Here is a 15,129-nt window from a genome sequence, read left to right as displayed (position 1 = left end):
AAGGACTTTGATTATGCTGAATGCAAAACTCTCTTCTCTGCTGTTCGCCCTGTTAGCTTCCGTATCCCTTGCTGTATCGGCTGCGGAAGTACCCAACAAACCTGCCAGCGACGCCAAGACCGTTCAGGTCGCCAGCGTAACTACTGTGAATATCAACAATGCTGACGCGGCTACGCTGCAGCGTGAGTTGAATGGCGTGGGCAAGGTCAAGGCTGAAGCTATTGTGGCTTACCGTGAGGAGCACGGCCCCTTTGCTTCGGTGGACGAACTGCTTGAGGTGAAAGGCATTGGTGCAGCCACGCTAGAGAAGAACCGCGATAAGTTGAGCGTTCACTGACTTTGCTGGGTTCTTCGCTCAAAGAAGGCCGGTTGATTAACCGGCCTTTTTGTTTGTGGATGTTTTGGGGATGGGCAGCGCTGGGGGGAGCCGAAATGGTCGTTTTCCCGCGAGGGCGCAAATCCAGAGCCACCTTAGCGCCTGGTCTCCCCTCTGCAAGGGAGACCGTAGGATGGGTTGAGCGAAGCGATACCCATGCTGTGCCGCGCTTATATCGGTGGGCCGCTGCAACCCCTGATGGGTATCTCAGGCTCAACCCATCCTACGCATTGGGCGCTAGCGGTTCGGGACGATGCAACACAGGGTGGGTGCATGATTTTTGTGTGTAGGTGTTTGGCAAATGGTCTTGCCAGGCTGCCTTAAAGATCGCGAAACAGGTCGTGGGCGTTAAGCAGGTCGTAGGCAATTTCGGGGCGCCTTTCCAGGCTGCGACGGATGGCGGTGCGGATGGACTGGCGGGTTTTGCGGCACAGGCCTGGCTGTTCCATAACCTGAATATCAATACCGCGCATGCTGCGTACTTCGTTTGCCCCTGGGGCGACTGATACCTGAATGCCCAGTTGTTGCTGCATGCGCTGTTGCATGTGTTTCAGGTCATCCAGGCTTTGGATAGTTTCCAGGCGATCGAGCAGGCGTTTTTCTTCCTTGCGGTTGAGCATCAGGATGCGCAGGTCGCTGCCTGCGATCTGTGGCAGTTGCTCCAGGCTGCAGTCGCAGACACCGGGGGGGCAGGGGTTGCGGATCGGCAATGGGCTGTTCATAAGTCTCGATCATAGCCATAGCCAGGGTGCTTTGCCCATGTTCTGAGTGCGCGCGAGGGGTGGGCAGATGAGCCCAGGGCATCCAGGCATGGACAATAGCGGCAATCGGTGGATAATCCCGTTCATTGTTCTTTCGAGCTTGCCTGTTGCCATGCGCAAACTGCGAACTGCCCTGATCTGTATATTGATGGTGGCCTTGCCGATTCAGGCCATGGCTGCGCTTGGCATGCAACTCTGCGCGGTGACGGCTCAGGATCAGCCCAGCAGTCAACTGATGGCGGCTCACCACCCCGGCGCGCTGATGCATGATCAGTACGCACTCGGCAGCCATGGTCGTCACCACTCTGGTGGTAATGCCCTGCCTGCCAGTGTGGCGGATACCAGCCTGTGCAGCCTTTGCGCCTTTTGTGTGGGCGCGGTGGCCTTGAGCAGTGCGGTGCCCAGCCAGCCACCACTGCAGAGCAGTGAGCCAGGGTTGCCACGCCTGACTCGTTTTGTCGCTTTTGTTGCCGAAACGCCGGAACGCCCCCCACGTATCTTTCTCGCCTGAGTCCAATGCGCTGAATTAATCGCGCCTTACTGACCTGCGCCTGCTCGGTATATGCCGAGGGCGTTTGCTGCGAGAAATGACCATGTTGCCTATACCCGTTGCCCTGCGGCGCATCTGCGTCGTGCTGGGGCTGTTGGCGCTGCCTGCTGGCGCCTGGGCCAATGAGCCCGATCCCCTGGATGCCGATGCGTCTGCATCATCGTTGACCTATCAATCCCCCTTGGCGCGTTACCAGAGCTGGCGCGAGCAACCGCTTGCAGATTGGCGTGAGGCCAATGAGCTGGTTGGCCGAATCGGTGGCTGGCGCACCTATGCCCAGGAACCTTATAGCGAGCCGCCCGCAGCAGAGCCTCAGGCCACCCAGCCCACGACACCGGTCGAGCCGGATATGACGCCTATGGAGCACCAACACCATGGCCATCATTAAGGAGCGGCGTATGCACGGTTATTTACGGTTGCTCGGCCTGGGCGCCGGGCTAGTGCTGCTGGCCGGTTGTGCCCGTTTTAGCGATGACGGCGGTTTTGCGGCGGTGCAGCAGGTCAGCCAGCAGCATCTGGATAAAGAGGTGGTCTGGGCCCGGGATAAGGCTGGGCAGGACACGATCACCCAGCGTGTCGCTGAGTTGCTGGCCGCGCCGCTGGATGTGGAGGCCGCCGTGCAGGTGGCGCTTCTGAACAACCGCGGCCTGCAGGCGCGCTTTGACGAGCTGGGCATTGGTGAGGCCGAGCGGGTGCAGGCTGGGCGTCTGCCCAACCCCGGTTTCTCCTTCGGCCGCATGGTGAAGGGCAGCGAGGTCGAGTACGAGCGCGGGCTGCATTTCAACCTGGTGCGGCTGATCGCCATGCCCATGGTGGCGGGGATGGAGGCGCAGCGTTTCGAGCAGTTGCAGCGCCAGACCAGCCTGGCCATGTTGGAGTTGGCCAGTGCCACGCGCAAGGCCTGGTACAACGCTGTGGCGGCCGAGGAGGGCTTGCTCTACGCACAGCAGGTGCAGGAAGCGGCCGAGATCGGTGCTGAACTGGCGCGGCGGTTGGCGGCGGTGGGTAACTACAGCAAGCTGCAACAGGCCCAGGAGCAGAATTTCTATGCCGAAGCGGCGCTGGGTCTGATCCATGCCGAACGGGCGCGGGTGCAAAGCCGTGAGCAGTTGGCTCGTTTGCTGGGGCTGTGGGGTGAGCAGGTCGCCTTCCAGCTGCCCGAACGCCTGCCCGAATTGCCCAAGGCCGCCGAAGCACAGGAGGCCGTGGAGCGTCTGGCCATGAGCCAACGTCTGGATATCCAGGCCGTGCGCCTGGATGCCGAACGTCTGGCGCGCAACCTGGGCCTGAGCCGTACCACGCGCTTTATCAAGGTGCTGGAGCTGGGCGTGGCCAATAACCGCTCCAACGAAGAGCCGACCCAGCGTGGCTATGAGATCAGCGTCGAGCTGCCGCTGTTCGACTGGAGTGGGGCCAAGGTGGCGCGGGCCGAGGCGCAGTATCGTCAGGCGCTCAATCGCGCCGCCGAGACGGCGATCAATGCCCGTTCTCAGGTGCGTGAAGCCTACCTGGGCTACCGCGCCGCCCACGATATTGCCCGGCATTACCGCGATGAGTTGCTGCCCCTGCGCGCGCGCATCGCCGAGGAGCAGCTGCTGCAGTACAACGGCATGTTTATCAGCACCTTCGACCTGTTGGCCGATGCGCGCCGGCAAATCCAGGCCGTGCAGGGTTACCTGCAGGCCCAGCGCGACTTCTGGTTGGCCGAAGCCGATCTGCAGATGGCCCTGCTGGGCAGCGCCGATATCACCCCCAGCGCGGCCCCAGCTGCCGCCAGCGAAGCCCCCGCCGGGCATTGATCGAGGAGTTTTGAGCATGGTTTCACGACGCGATTTCTTTCTCGGTGCCAGCGCCATTGGCGCGGCGGTGGCCACTTCGGCGGTCAGCCGGGTGGCTATGGCGGCCCTGCCCGAGCCGGTGCTGCAGGCCAGCGCTGATACCCAGCCGCCGCTGCAGCCGAGCAGCGGGCGGCCCTATAACCCGGTGGTCACCCTGAACGGCTGGACCTTACCGTGGCGCATGAATAATGGGGTCAAGGAGTTCCATCTGGTGGCAGAGCCTGTGGTGCGCGAGCTGGCACCGGGCTACAAGGCCCACCTGTGGGGCTACAACGGCCAGTCGCCGGGGCCGACCATCGAGGTGGTGGAGGGCGACCGGGTGCGCATTTTCGTCACCAACAAACTGCCCGAGCACACCAGCATCCACTGGCACGGCCAGCGTCTGCCCAATGGTATGGACGGTGTGGCAGGGTTGAATCAGCCGGCCATTCCAGTCGGCAAGACCTTCGTCTACGAGTTCGTGGCCCGCCGCCCCGGAACCTTTATGTATCACCCACATGCCGACGAGATGGTGCAGATGGCCATGGGCATGATGGGCTTCTGGGTCACCCACCCCAAGGAACACCATCCGCTGATCAACGAGGTGGACCGCGACTTCTGCTTCCTGCTCAGCGCCTACGACATCGAGCCCGGCGCCTACACGCCGAAGATCATGCAGATGCTCGACTTCAACCTGTGGACCTTCAATAGCCGGGTCTTCCCGGGGATCGATCCGCTGGTGGTGCGGCACAACGACCGGGTGCGCCTGCGCGTGGGCAATCTGACCATGACCAACCACCCGATCCATGTGCATGGCCACGAATTCGAGGTGACCGGCACCGATGGCGGGCCGACCCCGGTGGGCTCGCGCTGGCCGGAGGTGACTGCCGATGTGGCGGTGGGGCAGATGCGTCAGCTGGAGTTTATCGCCGACGAGGAGGGCGACTGGGCCCTGCATTGTCACAAGAGCCATCACACCATGAACGCCATGGGCCACGATGTGCCGACCCTGGTGGGGGTGGACCACCGCGACATGACTCGGCGCATCACCAAGCTGATCCCCGATTACATGGTCATGGGCGAGCGCGGCATGGCCGATATGGCCGAGATGCAGATGCCGCTGCCGGACAACACCGTACCGATGATGACCGGCGACGGCCCCTTCGGTTCGGTGGAGATGGGTGGCATGTTCACCGTGCTCAAGGTGCGCAAGGGTCAACCGGCCGGCGACTTCCGCGACCCGGGCTGGTTCAAGCATCCGCCGGGCACCGTGGCGCGGGAATGGACGGGCGCACTGGGCGAGCCTGCGCGCAGCAACCAGGCTGGGGGGCAGTCCATGCCGCGCCAAGAGGCTGTTGGCGAGACGGTGGAAGTACAGGTGCGCAAACCCAGCGGCCATGCCGGTCATTGAGTGGGATCAGGAGAATGCTATGAACAGATTTATCCATGTTGCATGGGTGCTGGCCCTGGCGGGGCCGGTTTATGTAACCCCAGCACTGGCCCACGGTGAGGCTGATGGGGCGGTCAGGTCGGTACTCAAGGAGCAGGTGGCCTGGGGCATTGCCGGCGAGGCCGTGCAGGTCACGCGTAGCGTGGAAATCCGCATGAACGACCAGATGCGCTTCGAGCCGGATCTGCTCGAAGTGCGCCTGGGGGAAACCCTGCGCCTGGTGCACCACAACGACGGTCAGGTGATGCACGAGTTTGTCCTGGGCACTCAGCAGGAGCTTGAGCAACATGCCGAACTGATGGCGCGATTTCCGGATATGGAGCATGACGAGCCGTATATGGCGCATGTCGCACCGGGACAGCGTGGCGAGATTATCTGGACCTTTAACCGTGCCGGCGATTTTGATTTTGCCTGCCTGATCGCCGGCCACTACCAGGCCGGTATGCGCGGCAAGGTGCGGGTGCTCGCCGATTAAGTGCGGCGCATTGGCAGCCCTGATTGCGCCTGGGCTTATCAGGGCTACGGCATGGCATGTGCGGCGTAGCCCGGACAGGCCTGCGTTGTTTGGGGAAATAGAGCGATTTCAAGGCGACAGGGTCGCCATCACTGAAGGAGAAATACCATGAAAAAACTACTGATTGCCGGTCTGCTGGGCAGCTGCTTGAGCCTGAGTGCGCACGCCAGTGACGAACATGCCGGCCACCATGGCGCGGTGCAGACTGAGGCGAGCATGAGCCAGGGGGAGGTGCGCAAGGTGGATATGGCGAGCGGCAAGGTCACCCTGCGTCACGGCCCCATCGCCAACCTGGGTATGCCGCCCATGACCATGGTCTTTACCGCCAAGGACAAGAGCCAGCTGGAAGGCCTGGCAGTGGGGGACAAGGTGCAGTTTGCCGCGGACAAGGAGGGTAGCCAGTATGTGGTGACTGAGCTTAAGGCGGCAGACTGACCAGGGGGCGGTATTCGTAGGCTGGGTGAGGCGCATGCCACCCTTGCCGAGCATCCCGCCACTCGGGCCGCGGCGTAACCCAGCATCGACGCAACAGGTTCTATCGCTTGGTGGGTTACGCGCCGCTATCGCATTGGGATGATCGAGCAGTGTTTGGCGGCGCTAACCCGCCCTACAAGAGCGGCGTATAGCGCGTAATGGGGGCATAGCCTTTTTTAAGCGGCGAAGCGCTGATCCAGATAGGCGATGATCGCCTTGGACTCGTATAGCCAGGTGCTCTGGCCGTTTTCTTCGATGCGCAGGCAGGGCACCTTGATCTTGCCGCCTTGCTGTTCCAGCTCACTGCGCGCCTGGGCGTCGTTCTTGGCGTCGCACAGGGTCAGGGGCAGGTTGAGGCGGTGCAGGTTGCGACGCACCTTGACGCAGAAGGGGCAGGCGTGGAACTGATACAGGGACAGGCTGCTGGCGGCCTGTTCCACGGCGGCTTGCGCCTCAATCGTGCGCTTGAGTTTGCGCGGGCGGGTGATGAAGTCGATAAAGATGATCAGCTGGCCGAGGCCGATGCGCAGTGCCTTGATAAGCATCCGGGTTACCTTGGGGATATTTAGGGGGAAGAAAGGGGGCGCAGCTTACCCGAGTTTGCCCGCCCTGGCCCAGGCTCTGGGCGAACGGCATAATTGGCCCCCCCACGCCCCAGTCGGAATCTGTGATGAAACCTGAAGACTTGCTGCTACTGGTCAGCCGGGAAATGCCTTTTGGCAAGTACAAGGGGCATCTGCTCGCCGATCTGCCGGGGCACTACCTCAACTGGTTCGCCCGCGAAGGCTTTCCCGCAGGCGAGATCGGCCGGCTGCTGGCCTTGATGCAGGAGATCGACCATAACGGTCTGTCGGGCCTGCTCGATCAGTTGCGCAGCAAACCGCGCGCGTCTCTGCGTGGGCGTTGAGGGAGCTGATCCGTTCGCGCCCCGGTAGTCGGAGGCAATCCGGGAAGGATGTTTCTGATGCAGGATTTCCTCTGGATTTTGTTCGCGGGATTTAAGCCATGACGTCCCAGCTTGTTCCGCTTCTATCGCTGTATGCTGGTTGGCGCAGCAGCAGGCCCGTCTTACAGCAATATGGGTTCCCCGTAGCGCGTGGGCCTATGAAATAGGGTTGCTGCTTGGTAAGCGTGGCTCGAATTACCTCGGGGGCTGAGCTGTGCGATTGCTTGTCAGCGCAGGTGCTTGCAATGGGATGGGAGGCTGGGGGGTGTATCGGTATCGGACAATGAATCAGGGCGTCGGCTGACGCCCTTCTGGCGGCTTGACTTATTGCGCGCTGATGCGGATCAGCAGGCCCAGGCTGCCGTTGTCGAGAAAGGTCAGCTCGTTGTTTTTCAGGCGGATGCTCTGCTTGATGCGTTCGCTGTCACTGAGTACGCCGGCTTCGAACTGGTTGACCCAGATATCGCTGTCCAACTCGATATAACGGCCCTGCTTGAGGCTGATGGTGCCTTGTACCGGATAGTGCCCGAAGCTCTCGCTGTCACTATTGATGGCGATGCGGCTGGGCGCTGCGTCACCGACGCTCTGGGTCCAGGCCTGGTGCAGCAGCACCTGGTAGCCGTTGCCCGGGCTGAGTTTGGCGGCTTCGCTGTTGAGCGCGGTGCTGCGGCTATTGCTGCTGTCTACTGGCAGGGCATTTTGCGCCCAGTTGTCCGGTGGCAGTTGCCCGGCGGAAATCAGCTCGCCGGATTGGCGAAAGACAATGGCCTCGACCTGATACAGGCGCTCGGCCAGGGCCGAGGTGCTGCACAGCAGCGTCAGCAGAATGATGGGGTAGAGCAGTGGGTGGCGGCGTAGGCGCATGGGTCAGTCCTTTAGCTTGAGGGGGTCAGGCGCTCGAACAGCGCTTCCAGGGTGTTGAATCGCTCTTCCGGGCGCTCCATGGGCACCTGGAATTTGAACAGGGTGGCGCCTTCGAACTTGTAGCGGTTCGGCGCGCTTTGGATCAGCTTGATCAGGGTCAGCGGGTCGACGCAGGTGTCGGCGGCGAACTCGATACGTCCACCCTGTGGCCCGGCGTCGACCTTCTTGATGCCGAGCTTTTCCGCCTGCAATTTCAGCAGGGTCAGGCGTACCAGGTGCTTGGTCGGCTCGGGCAGCAGGCCGAAGCGGTCGATCATCTCCACCTGCAGCTCCTTCAGGCCGTCCTCGTCGGTGGCGTTGGCGATGCGCTTGTAGAGAATCAGGCGCGCATGCACATCCGGCAGATAATCCTCGGGGATCAGCGCCGGCACCCGCAGGTTGATCTCCGGGCCACCGCCGAGCGGCTGGTCCAGATTGGGCTGCTCACCTTTCTGGATGGCCTTGACCGCCCGTTCCAGCATTTCCATATAGAGGGTGAAGCCGACTGCCTGGATCTGCCCGCTCTGGCCGTCGCCGAGCAGCTCGCCGGCACCACGGATCTCCAGGTCGTGGGTGGCTAGCACGAAGCCGGCGCCCAGATCCTGGGCGCCGGCGATGGCTTCCAGGCGGCGCTGGGCGTCTTCGGTCATCTGCTTGCGGGGCGGGGTGAGCAGGTAGGCATAGGCCTGGTGATGGCTGCGCCCCACGCGGCCGCGCAGCTGGTGCAGCTGGGCCAGACCGAACTTGTCGGCGCGCTCGATGATGATGGTGTTGGCACTGGGCACATCGATGCCGGTTTCGATAATGGTGGAGGCCACCAGCACGTTAAAGCGCTTGTGGTAGAAGTCGCCCATCACCTGTTCCAGCTCGCGCTCGCGCATCTGCCCGTGGCCGATGCCGATGCGCGCTTCCGGTACCAGTTCGGCCAGGTCGCTGGCGCATTTTTCGATGGTTTTCACATCGTTGTGCAGGTAATACACCTGGCCGCCGCGCAGCAGTTCGCGCAGCAGGGCCTCCTTGATGGTCGGGTTGTTCTGCTCCATGACGAAGGTGCGCACCGACAGCCGGCGCGCCGGCGGGGTGGCGATGATCGACAGGTCGCGCATGCCGGCCACGGCCATATTCAGGGTTCTGGGAATAGGAGTCGCCGTCAGCGTGAGGATATCCACCTCGCTGCGCAGGGCCTTGAGCTGTTCCTTCTGACGCACGCCGAAACGGTGTTCTTCGTCGATGATCACTAGGCCTAGGTTGTGGAACTTCACATCGTCCTGCAGCAGCTTGTGCGTGCCGATCACGATGTCGACCTTGCCCTCGCTCAGCTGGTGCATGGCCTCGCCGACTTCCTTCGCACTCTTGAAGCGGCTCATCACCTCGACCTTCACCGGCCAGTCGGCAAAGCGGTCGCGGAAGCTGTTGTAGTGCTGCTGGGCGAGCAGGGTGGTGGGCACCAGCACCGCCACCTGCTTACCGCCATGCACGGCGATAAAGGCGGCGCGCATGGCCACTTCGGTCTTGCCGAAGCCGACATCACCGCAGACCAGGCGGTCCATGGGCTTGGCCGCCAGCATATCGTCGCGCACCGCATCGATGGCGGCCTGCTGGTCCGGGGTTTCCTCGAAGGGGAAGCCGGCGCTGAAGGTGGCGTAATCGACGCTGGGGTCCTGGAAGGCATAGCCTTCCCGGGCCGCGCGGCGGGCGTAGATATCCAGCAGCTCGGCGGCCACATCGCGCACCTGCTCGGCAGCCTTGCGCTTGGCCTTCTGCCAGGTTTCCGAACCGAGGCGGTGCAAGGGCGCCAGGGCATCGTCGCTGCCGGTGTAGCGGGCGATCAGGTGCAGGCTGGCCACCGGCACATAGAGCTTGGCTTCTTCGGCGTACATCAGGGCGAGGAATTCGGCGGCCTGGCCGTCGAACTCCATGGTCACCAGGCCCAGGTAGCGGCCCACGCCATGGTCGATATGCACCACCGGCGCGCCTTCGCGCAGCTCGGTGAGGTTCTTGATCACGTTGTCGCCGCCGTCGCGAGCCTTTTCCCGGCGCCGCCGCTGCATGACCCGCTGGCCGAACAGCGGGCTTTCCGCCACCAGGGCCAGGTTGTCCAGCAGTAGACCGTCGTCCAGTGGGGCGATACAGATGCCTAAGCGCTCGCTGCTGGCCACAAAGGCCGGCCAGCTATCGAACTCCCGGGGCTTGAGCTTCAGCCTGGCCAGCAACTCCAGCAGCACTTCGCGTCGGCCGGCGGATTCGGCGCAGAACAGAATCCGCGCCGGATGTTCCTCGATAAAGCGCCGCAGGGCGGCCAGGGGCTCGCTGGCCTTGGCCTGGATCGCCAGGTCCGGCAGGGGCTGGGCGTTAAAGCGCAGGCGACCGACACCTTGTTCGATATCGTCCTGGCTGATCACCACGCGCGGCCAGTTCTTCAGGCGGGCAAAGCAGTCTTCCACCGGCAGGAAGATATCGGCCGGCGGCAGCAGTGGGCGCTCCGGATCCACCCGGCGTTCTTCATAGCGACCGCGGGCGTCGGTCCAGAAGTGTTCGGCGGCCTTTTCGATACCGGGCAGGGAGAATACCTGGGTATCGGCCGGCAAGTAGTCGAACAGGCTGGCGCTTTCCTCAAAGAACAGCGGCAGGTAGTACTCGATGCCGGCCGGGGTGATGCCGGTAGAGAGGTCCTGGTAGATCGGGCAGCGACGGAAATCAACGTCGAAGCGCTCGCGAAAGCGCCCGCGAAAATCGGTGACGGCCTTTTTCTCCAGGGGGAATTCCTTGGCCGGCAGCAGCTTGATCGACTCGACCTTGTCCACCGAGCGCTGGGTCTCGGGGTCAAAGGTGCGCAGGCTCTCGATCTCGTCGTCGAACAGGTCGATGCGATAGGGCGTGGTGCTGCCCATGGGGAACAGATCGATCAGCGCGCCACGCACGGCGAACTCGCCATGTTCATACACCGTATCGACGCAACGGTAGCCGGCGGCCTCCAGCTTCTCACGCATCTGCGCCACATCAAGGCGCTGGCCGACCTGCATGACCAGGCTGCTGCCGAGCAGAAAGCGCTTGGGCGCCAGGCGGTGTAGGGCAGTGGTGATGGGGACTACCAGGATACCGTGCTGTAGATCGGGCAAGCGGTAGAGGGTGGCGATACGCTGGGAGATGATGTCCTGGTGCGGCGAGAACAGGTCGTAAGGCAGGGTTTCCCAGTCGGGGAAATGCAGCACCGGCAGATCCGGGGCGAAGAAGCTCAGTTCTTCCTGCAGGCGTTCGGCGCTCTGGCTGTCGGCAGTCAGCAGCAGGGTAAAGCGGCGGGCGCAGCTCGCGGCTTCGGCAATCGCCAGGCTTAGCGCAGCACCGGGCAGGTTGCCCCAGTGCTGTTTTCCGGCGGTGGCCGGCAGGGCGGGTAGGCGCAGTACGGACGCGGTCGGCACAGACACAGGCAGCTCACGGTCAGAACACAGGGCCGCCGATTGTAGCGGGCCTTTATGTGTGGTGTCAGTTACGACAGTCGTGCATTGCTCAGGCGCGCATGCGCCGTCATAATGTAGCCCCTTTTTTCAGCCCCTACATGTGGAAGGTACTGCCCGTGACTCAGAAGCCCGACCAGTGTCTCGGTGAGTGGATCGATCGAGAAGCCCTTGCGGAAGCGATGATTCCGATGATTGGCCAACTCTACCGTAACAACAACGTGGTCACCTCGATCTACGGACGTGGTCTGATCAACCGTTCGGTGATCGACATTCTCAAAGCCCACCGCTTCGCCCGTCACCGCCTGGCTGACGACGCCGAGTTGTCGGTGCACGACACCTTCCCCATCCTCAAGACCATGAGCGAGCTCAAGCTGGGCGCTGCCTCGGTGGATCTGGGCAAGATGGCTGGCAAGTTCAAGGCCGAAGGCAATGGCCGCAGCCTGGAGCAGTTCGTCAAGGATGAGCTGGCCGAAGTAGCCGGCAAGCAGAACGGTGCCGGTCGCGAAGGCACCGATGTGGTGCTCTACGGTTTCGGTCGTATCGGTCGCCTGCTGGCACGTATCCTGATCGAGAAGACCGGTGGTGGCGACGGCCTGCGTCTGCGCGCCATCGTCGTGCGCAAGGGTGCCAGCAATGACCTGGTCAAGCGCGCCAGCCTGCTGCGCCGCGACTCGGTGCATGGCAAGTTCAATGGCACCATCACCATCGATGAGGAAAACAACACCCTCACCGCCAATGGCAATCTGATCCAGGTGATCTACGCCAAGTCGCCGACTGAGGTGGACTACACCCAGTACGGCATCAAGAACGCCCTGCTGGTGGACAATACCGGTGTATGGCGTGATGCCGAGGGGCTGGGTCAGCACCTGGCCTGCCCGGGTGTCGACCGCGTGGTGCTCACCGCGCCGGGCAAGGGCGCGCTGAAGAACATCGTGCATGGCATCAACCATGGCGAGATCAGCCCGGAAGACAAGATCATCTCCGCTGCTTCCTGCACCACCAACGCCATCGTGCCGGTGCTGAAAGCGGTGAACGATCAGTACGGCATCGTCAACGGTCACGTTGAAACCGTGCACAGCTACACCAACGACCAGAACCTGATCGACAACTTCCACAAGGGCAGTCGTCGTGGTCGCAGTGCTGCGCTGAACATGGTGATCACCGAAACCGGCGCCGCCACTGCTGCTGCCAAGGCCCTGCCGGTGCTCAAGGGCAAGCTGACCGGTAACGCCATTCGCGTGCCGACGCCGAACGTGTCCATGGCCATCCTCAATCTGAACCTGGAGAAGGCCACCAGCCGCGAAGAGATCAACGAGTACCTGCGCCAGATGGCCATGCACTCGGATCTGCAGAAGCAGATCGATTTCGTCAGCTCCCAGGAAGTGGTGTCCACCGACTTCGTTGGTTCGCGCCATGCCGGTGTGGTCGATGCCGAAGCCACCATCTGCAACGACAACCGTGTCGTGCTCTATGTCTGGTACGACAACGAGTTCGGTTACAGCTGCCAGGTGGTGCGCGTGATGGAAGACATGGCCGGGGTCAACCCGCCAGCCTTCCCGCGCTAAGTGCAGGCAAAAATAAAAAAAACGGGAGCTTCGGCTCCCGTTTTTTATGGGCTGCCATCCCTGGCGGCCACCCTGCGGGCCATCGCTATGCGACGTTAAAAATGGCTCCCGGCCATTTCTTATGGGCGAAGCGTTTATTCGCGGCTGGCCAGCAAATTGTCGCGCAGTTTGTCCGACAGCCCGTTGGGTGCCAGCCAGATGCCCAGGTAGGCCCTGGCCAGCAGTGGGTCGGCGCTGTTAAAGAGTGTTTCGCCGTTGCGTTCGAGGGTCAGTCCCCTGTCTGGATGGTAGGCGAGGGCATAACGGTCGCCGCTGCGGATGTCGGCAAAGTGTTGATGCAGGGCGTCCACCAGTGGGCGCAGGCGTTCCAGGGTTTCGTTGTTGTGTTGACGTTCCAGGGTGACCCAGGCGGCCTTGATCACGTCTTCGCGCTTGATGTCGCGAAAATAGTACAGCTCCAGGCGCTGGCTCAGTCTTTCATCAACGGCGATGTCCGGGCGGGTGTCGGGTGCAGCGTAGAAGGCTGCGGCATACACATCTACCCATAAATAGGTCAAAACGTCCTGGTTCTTGAGTTCCAGTGCGTTTTGTTCGAGCTGCACCTGGCGGGTGAAGTTGGCTTCGCGCAAGCGTTCGTTGCCCAGGGCGGGGAGGGCAAGGCCGAGCAACAGAGTGATCGCGAGTATCGGGGTGATGTGCATTGGCTTATACCAAAGTTGTACAGACTTTCTCTATTTGGCGGTTTTATTGCCTTGAGTCAATGCTTTATCTGTTGCGTACCATTACCGAAATGTCAAAAAAAGCAAGCGCTTGGGTGGCCAGGGGCGGGGTGCCTCTCTATAATCAAACGGATTTTTTACCCAGGTTAGGCATCATCATCCAGGCCAATAACATCGGGTCTTGGATGGGGCGTTATTGCTCTTGATTGTCCTGGCTATCCTATAAAAAGTTTTATAAATCAGTGGTTAGGCAAACCTATGATCAAACTAAAGCATGGGCTTGATTTGCCCATAACGGGTGCTCCGGCCCAGCGTATCGAGGCCGCCAGGCCCGTGCGCAGTGTCGCTGTCATCGGCTTCGACTATCACGGGATGAAGCCGACGATGGAAGTGCAGGTCGGTGACCGGGTCAAGCTCGGTCAACTGTTGTTCACCGACAAGAAGACTCCGGGCGTGCGCTATACCGCGCCTGGCGCCGGTGTCATCAGCGCTATTCATCGCGGCGAGAAGCGGGTGCTGCAATCTCTGGTGATCGATCTGGAAGGTGATGAGCAGGAAGTCTTTGCTCAGTATTCCGCCGATCAGCTGGAGTCACTGAGTGATGCCCAGGTTCGTGAGAACCTGCAGCAGTCGGGCCTGTGGGCCGCCCTGCGTACCCGTCCGTTCAGCAAGGTTCCCGCGCTGGATGCCGTGCCCAGTTCGATCTTTGTCACCGCCATCGACACCCATCCTCTGGCTGCCGATCCGGCTGTGGTGATTGCCGAACACGCTGTTGATTTTGAAAACGGCCTGAAAGTGCTGGGCAATATTGCCAAGGTCTTCCTGTGCAAGGCTGACGGTGCCAGCCTGCCCGGCGAGAAGTTGGCCAAGGTGCAGAGCGAGGCCTTTGCCGGTCCGCATCCAGCTGGTCTGCCGGGTACCCATATCCACTTCCTCGACCCGGTCAGTGTCAGCAAAAGCGTCTGGCAGATTGGTTATCAGGATGTGATTGCAGTGGGCAAGCTGTTCACCACTGGCCAATTGTTCGTTGAGCGTGTTGTTGCCCTGGCGGGCCCGGTGGTTGAAAAGCCACGCCTGGTGCGCACCCGCATCGGTGCCAGCCTGCAGGAACTGACAGCTGGTGAGCTGGTTCCGGGTTTCAATCGCGTGATTTCCGGTTCGGTCTTCGGTGGCCGGACTGCCCAGGGGGCTTTTGCCTATCTGGGCCGTTATCACACCCAGGTGTCCTGCCTGAGTGAAGGTAACGATCGCGAAATGCTGCACTACCTGCGTGCCGGGGTGAACAAGCACTCGGTGCTCAATGTGTTCGTCTCCAAGTTGGCCGGCTCCAAGCTGTTCAACTTCACCACCACCACCAATGGCAGCCCGCGCGCCATGGTGCCGGTGGGTAACTACGAAGCAGTGATGCCACTGGATATCCTGCCGACTCAACTCTTGCGCTACCTGATCGTCGGTGACACCGAGATGGCCCAGAAACTGGGTTGTCTGGAGCTCGACGAAGAAGACCTGGCGCTGTGCACCTATGTCTGTGCCGGCAAGTACGAATATGGCCCGATCCTGCGGGATAACCTCGCCCGCATTGAGAAGGAGGGTTAA

15 protein-coding genes are annotated in these 15,129 nt (G+C 61.8%); 10 read left to right on the top strand and 5 right to left on the bottom strand.

The window, feature by feature from the left end; genetic code table 11:
* The first annotated feature begins 13 nt into the window (after positions 1-13).
* A complete protein-coding gene (locus GJV18_RS12140; RefSeq protein ID WP_160345753.1) occupies positions 14-337 on the top strand; it encodes a ComEA family DNA-binding protein in 324 nt (107 codons plus the stop codon).
* 359 nt (positions 338-696) lie between these two features.
* Here GJV18_RS12140 and GJV18_RS12135 read toward each other — a convergent pair whose 3' ends face one another.
* On the bottom strand, positions 697-1,098 hold the full coding sequence (locus GJV18_RS12135; protein WP_160345751.1) for a hypothetical protein: 402 nt from the start codon (positions 1,096-1,098) through the stop codon (positions 697-699).
* Between the two features lie 151 nt (positions 1,099-1,249).
* On the opposite strand from GJV18_RS12135, the gene GJV18_RS12130 reads away from it, so the two are divergent.
* The 6 genes from GJV18_RS12130 to GJV18_RS12105 all read left to right on the top strand — a co-directional run bounded on the left by GJV18_RS12130 (position 1,250) and on the right by GJV18_RS12105 (position 5,903).
* Complete coding sequence (locus tag GJV18_RS12130) at positions 1,250-1,648, top strand: hypothetical protein (protein ID WP_160345749.1); 399 nt, start codon at positions 1,250-1,252, stop codon at positions 1,646-1,648.
* 82 nt (positions 1,649-1,730) lie between these two features.
* Positions 1,731-2,075 carry a hypothetical protein gene (locus GJV18_RS12125; RefSeq protein WP_233280093.1) on the top strand — a complete coding sequence of 115 codons (345 nt, stop codon included), beginning with the start codon at positions 1,731-1,733 and terminating at the stop codon, positions 2,073-2,075.
* Positions 2,062-3,486, top strand: a complete 1,425-nt coding sequence (locus tag GJV18_RS12120; protein WP_233280092.1) for a TolC family protein — start codon at positions 2,062-2,064, stop codon at positions 3,484-3,486. The genes GJV18_RS12125 and GJV18_RS12120 overlap by 14 nt, the downstream gene beginning before the upstream one ends.
* Before the next feature lie 16 nt (positions 3,487-3,502).
* On the top strand, positions 3,503-4,915 hold the full coding sequence (locus GJV18_RS12115; protein WP_160345747.1) for a multicopper oxidase family protein: 1,413 nt from the start codon (positions 3,503-3,505) through the stop codon (positions 4,913-4,915).
* A gap of 19 nt (positions 4,916-4,934) precedes the next feature.
* Positions 4,935-5,429, top strand: coding sequence for a cupredoxin domain-containing protein (locus tag GJV18_RS12110; protein WP_160345745.1), 495 nt, complete (start codon positions 4,935-4,937; stop codon positions 5,427-5,429).
* Positions 5,430-5,576: 147 nt separating this feature from the next.
* Positions 5,577-5,903, top strand: a complete 327-nt coding sequence (locus GJV18_RS12105) for a copper-binding protein (RefSeq protein WP_160345743.1) — start codon at positions 5,577-5,579, stop codon at positions 5,901-5,903.
* Between the two features lie 215 nt (positions 5,904-6,118).
* Here the strand turns inward: GJV18_RS12105 and GJV18_RS12100 are convergent, their stop codons facing one another.
* Positions 6,119-6,487 carry a glutaredoxin family protein gene (locus tag GJV18_RS12100; protein WP_160345742.1) on the bottom strand — a complete coding sequence of 123 codons (369 nt, stop codon included), beginning with the start codon at positions 6,485-6,487 and terminating at the stop codon, positions 6,119-6,121.
* Between the two features lie 125 nt (positions 6,488-6,612).
* Here GJV18_RS12100 and GJV18_RS12095 point away from each other — a divergent pair, with 125 nt between their 5' ends.
* Positions 6,613-6,849 (top strand): DUF3820 family protein, encoded by a 237-nt coding sequence (locus GJV18_RS12095; protein WP_160345740.1) that lies wholly within the window; start codon positions 6,613-6,615, stop codon positions 6,847-6,849.
* Between the two features lie 363 nt (positions 6,850-7,212).
* On the opposite strand, the gene GJV18_RS12090 is transcribed toward GJV18_RS12095, so the two are convergent.
* Positions 7,213-7,752, bottom strand: a complete 540-nt coding sequence (locus tag GJV18_RS12090) for a CsiV family protein (protein ID WP_160345738.1) — start codon at positions 7,750-7,752, stop codon at positions 7,213-7,215.
* Positions 7,753-7,763: 11 nt separating this feature from the next.
* Positions 7,764-11,210, bottom strand: a complete 3,447-nt coding sequence (gene mfd / locus GJV18_RS12085) for a transcription-repair coupling factor (protein WP_160346107.1) — start codon at positions 11,208-11,210, stop codon at positions 7,764-7,766.
* Between the two features lie 137 nt (positions 11,211-11,347).
* Here mfd and GJV18_RS12080 point away from each other — a divergent pair, with 137 nt between their 5' ends.
* Positions 11,348-12,814 (top strand): glyceraldehyde-3-phosphate dehydrogenase, encoded by a 1,467-nt coding sequence (locus GJV18_RS12080; RefSeq protein WP_160345737.1) that lies wholly within the window; start codon positions 11,348-11,350, stop codon positions 12,812-12,814.
* Positions 12,815-12,948: 134 nt separating this feature from the next.
* Here GJV18_RS12080 and GJV18_RS12075 read toward each other — a convergent pair whose 3' ends face one another.
* The gene (locus tag GJV18_RS12075; protein ID WP_160345736.1) at positions 12,949-13,515 is read right to left on the bottom strand and encodes a chalcone isomerase family protein; all 567 of its coding nucleotides are present in this window, start codon (positions 13,513-13,515) and stop codon (positions 12,949-12,951) included.
* Positions 13,516-13,791: 276 nt separating this feature from the next.
* On the opposite strand from GJV18_RS12075, the gene GJV18_RS12070 reads away from it, so the two are divergent.
* Complete coding sequence (locus GJV18_RS12070; RefSeq protein WP_160345735.1) at positions 13,792-15,129, top strand: Na(+)-translocating NADH-quinone reductase subunit A; 1,338 nt, start codon at positions 13,792-13,794, stop codon at positions 15,127-15,129.

The sequence above is a fragment of the Pseudomonas xionganensis genome, from assembly GCF_009763245.1.
In the GTDB taxonomy this organism is placed as follows: Bacteria; Pseudomonadota; Gammaproteobacteria; order Pseudomonadales; family Pseudomonadaceae; genus Aquipseudomonas; species Aquipseudomonas xionganensis.
This window is presented reverse-complemented; position numbering and strand designations above follow the sequence as displayed.

Coding starts and splice junctions, on each gene's coding strand:
- GJV18_RS12140 (WP_160345753.1), top strand. CDS start 14: ATGCTGAATGCAAAACTCTCTTCTCTGCTGTTCGCCCTGTTAGCTTCC.
- GJV18_RS12135 (WP_160345751.1), bottom strand. CDS start 1,098: ATGAACAGCCCATTGCCGATCCGCAACCCCTGCCCCCCCGGTGTCTGC.
- GJV18_RS12130 (WP_160345749.1), top strand. CDS start 1,250: ATGCGCAAACTGCGAACTGCCCTGATCTGTATATTGATGGTGGCCTTG.
- GJV18_RS12125 (WP_233280093.1), top strand. CDS start 1,731: ATGTTGCCTATACCCGTTGCCCTGCGGCGCATCTGCGTCGTGCTGGGG.
- GJV18_RS12120 (WP_233280092.1), top strand. CDS start 2,062: ATGGCCATCATTAAGGAGCGGCGTATGCACGGTTATTTACGGTTGCTC.
- GJV18_RS12115 (WP_160345747.1), top strand. CDS start 3,503: ATGGTTTCACGACGCGATTTCTTTCTCGGTGCCAGCGCCATTGGCGCG.
- GJV18_RS12110 (WP_160345745.1), top strand. CDS start 4,935: ATGAACAGATTTATCCATGTTGCATGGGTGCTGGCCCTGGCGGGGCCG.
- GJV18_RS12105 (WP_160345743.1), top strand. CDS start 5,577: ATGAAAAAACTACTGATTGCCGGTCTGCTGGGCAGCTGCTTGAGCCTG.
- GJV18_RS12100 (WP_160345742.1), bottom strand. CDS start 6,487: ATGCTTATCAAGGCACTGCGCATCGGCCTCGGCCAGCTGATCATCTTT.
- GJV18_RS12095 (WP_160345740.1), top strand. CDS start 6,613: ATGAAACCTGAAGACTTGCTGCTACTGGTCAGCCGGGAAATGCCTTTT.
- GJV18_RS12090 (WP_160345738.1), bottom strand. CDS start 7,752: ATGCGCCTACGCCGCCACCCACTGCTCTACCCCATCATTCTGCTGACG.
- GJV18_RS12080 (WP_160345737.1), top strand. CDS start 11,348: ATGTGGAAGGTACTGCCCGTGACTCAGAAGCCCGACCAGTGTCTCGGT.
- GJV18_RS12075 (WP_160345736.1), bottom strand. CDS start 13,515: ATGCACATCACCCCGATACTCGCGATCACTCTGTTGCTCGGCCTTGCC.
- GJV18_RS12070 (WP_160345735.1), top strand. CDS start 13,792: ATGATCAAACTAAAGCATGGGCTTGATTTGCCCATAACGGGTGCTCCG.